3 protein-coding genes are annotated in these 2,165 nt (G+C 48.0%); 2 read left to right on the top strand and 1 reads right to left on the bottom strand.

The genetic code is table 11. From position 1 onward, the window contains the following. A partial coding sequence (locus tag F3J37_RS27765; RefSeq protein WP_166934416.1) for an IS3 family transposase occupies window positions 1–96 on the top strand: 96 nt, incomplete at its 5' end. A gap of 109 nt (window positions 97–205) precedes the next feature. Here F3J37_RS27765 and F3J37_RS27760 read toward each other — a convergent pair. Beyond that, entirely contained in the window at window positions 206–1,024 is an 819-nt protein-coding gene (locus tag F3J37_RS27760; RefSeq protein WP_166936834.1) for an AraC family transcriptional regulator, read from the bottom strand. A gap of 361 nt (window positions 1,025–1,385) precedes the next feature. Between F3J37_RS27760 and F3J37_RS27755 the strand changes: the two genes are divergently transcribed. Beyond that, window positions 1,386–1,799 (top strand): hypothetical protein, encoded by a 414-nt coding sequence (locus F3J37_RS27755; protein WP_166936832.1) that lies wholly within the window; start codon window positions 1,386–1,388, stop codon window positions 1,797–1,799. Window positions 1,800–2,165 lie beyond the last annotated feature (366 nt).

Here is a 2,165-nt window from a genome sequence, read left to right as displayed (position 1 = left end):
GATGGTTACATCCGCTGGTACAATAGTCATCGGATCAAGCTGTCGCTGGGTGGAGTGAGCCCAGATATGTACCGGCAAAAACTGGGGTTAATATAATCAATCAGTCCAAGAAATCGTCCGCACCCCCCATGATGACATTCCTTAATGTTTAAGAAACGTCGAGGATAAATAAAGTGGCTGTGACGGTCTTGAACGATCGTGCAACTCAGGAACGGTGGGGATGAATGAAGGTTTGCCAACGGCCCGGAGAAATACCGTATGCTTTTATAAACTGCCGTGTCATATGGCTTTGATCTGAGAACCCTGCCTCTAAAGCAGATTCTGCAAGTGACATACCTGTCTGAATCAGATGTCTGCAGTATGCAAGACGGCGCATTGTTACATAGCGATAAGGACTCGTGCCGAAAAGTGTCCGAAAATCCCGGCTCAGGCTCCAGCGATCTTTACCACAGACGATGGATAAGGTTTCCAGCGTAATGTTTTGGCTGAATTCAGATTGTATATATTCGCGCGCGCGCTCTGCAGACTGATAATCGACAAGGCAGCGACGAAAGCGTTGCCCTCCTACTACGGCCAAAGTCTGTGCAAGATCATAAAGTGCGTCCTCCTCTTCAAGGACATCAATAGAATCTTCTGACGCTTTTAACAGCGGTCCGGTAGCGGCAAAAAGCCGGGGATCTACTGATAATCCACCAGGAATAAAGGGTAATGGTTTTCCGCCCAAAATTTTCTGAATTAACGCCGGCTCGATATACAGCATCCGGTACTGAAATCCTTCTGTCGTTCCTGCCTCGCCATCATGAATTTCATCCGGATGCAGAACTATTGTCCCGCCAGGTAAACTGTGTTGTTTACTGTCCCGGTAACGAAAGCTTTGCACACCTGACAGTGTCCTGCCGATCGCATAAGTATCATGCCGATGAGGTTCATAACCATACCCACTGAAGTAAGCCTCCAGACGTTCAATTTTTCCTGGCGTGTGTGCAACTCTGACCCAGTCTTTATTCGATTGTGGAGCCGACATGCACGACACCTGTTTCCAGTTGAAGGAGAGTTTCTACCATAACCTTATCGGGTTCTATTTTGAAAGAATTTGATAAAAGCGCGTTGGTCTCACATTCAGGTTCGTTCTGCCAGGTGTATCAAAAACACATCAAAAACTGCAAGTAACCTTGTTCAATCCGGGACTATAGGTAATTAAAACCCGTAATCCCTGCACATATGTCCGCTTCTGGCACGCAGCTGACTTAGGCAAACCCAAGAACAGCTATGAGCGATCTGCGGACGTCAAAATCTTGGCGATACGGATGTGTACCACATTAGACAGAACATCCCATTTCCGAACCGGACAAAGGGCTTTCTGTGTCGCCACATGAACATGTAAAATGCGGAACGCATTAAAATTTATTAAGGAAAAACGCGCTTTGAAAGGATGGATGTGGATAGTACTCGCCCTGTTTTTGCTGATCCCGTTTATTTACGATAAAGGGCCAGGAAGCGAAATTAGTACTGAGAACGAGCAGGCCCCTGCCGCTCCTAAGACTGTTCGCTGCAACAGTGCCAACTGTCCGCCGGGGACATCAGTAGCTATAGAGCTTTCCGGCAATCTCTCACAGAATATTTCAACCACTGAAAACCAGGTTTACAGTGCCGAAAATCTTCAGGGGATCTCATTTGTAGTTATCCAGCAGCGCCCGGATGCACCACAGGACACCGCGCAGCTTCAAGCTCCCGGTGGTGCCATGTACATGGTTCCATGGCGCCTGATTATAAAAAACCAAGTCGCCGCCATCCAGTAACACGCTATGCTGCAGGATCAGGCTGCCCCTGCAGTCAGCCTGATTTACCATAGGACTACTTGCCACACCATATGAGACGCCCTCAGCGTGTTTCTGCGACGTCCGGGCCGTTTCCGGCACCTGTCTGCGGCCAGAATTCTGAAAAAAGGCTATAAAGATAGCGGCGGATCTGAATTATTATTCGGTGGGATTACTCTCTACAGATTAGTGCTCGCAGATGCAAAGAATGTCCGTTAATGGCTGTGAGTTCAATGGCTCGATGCAACGCTATCCTTAATCAAGGGGGGACGTTGCCATGAAACGAAGAACTCGGATTAACTACACGCCAGAGCAGAAGGCGATTATCTGGGACAGATATAAGCAAGG

The organism is Candidatus Pantoea communis (assembly GCF_011752685.1).
Classification (GTDB): domain Bacteria; phylum Pseudomonadota; class Gammaproteobacteria; order Enterobacterales; family Enterobacteriaceae; genus Pantoea; species Pantoea communis.
The sequence above is the reverse complement of the archived record's forward strand: the minus strand, read 5'-3'. Positions and strand labels throughout refer to the sequence as shown.

Excerpts from the sequence above, each read along its gene's own strand:
- F3J37_RS27760 (WP_166936834.1), bottom strand. The coding sequence starts at position 1,024 with ATGTCGGCTCCACAATCGAATAAAGACTGGGTCAGAGTTGCACACACG.
- F3J37_RS27755 (WP_166936832.1), top strand. The coding sequence starts at position 1,386 with ATGCGGAACGCATTAAAATTTATTAAGGAAAAACGCGCTTTGAAAGGA.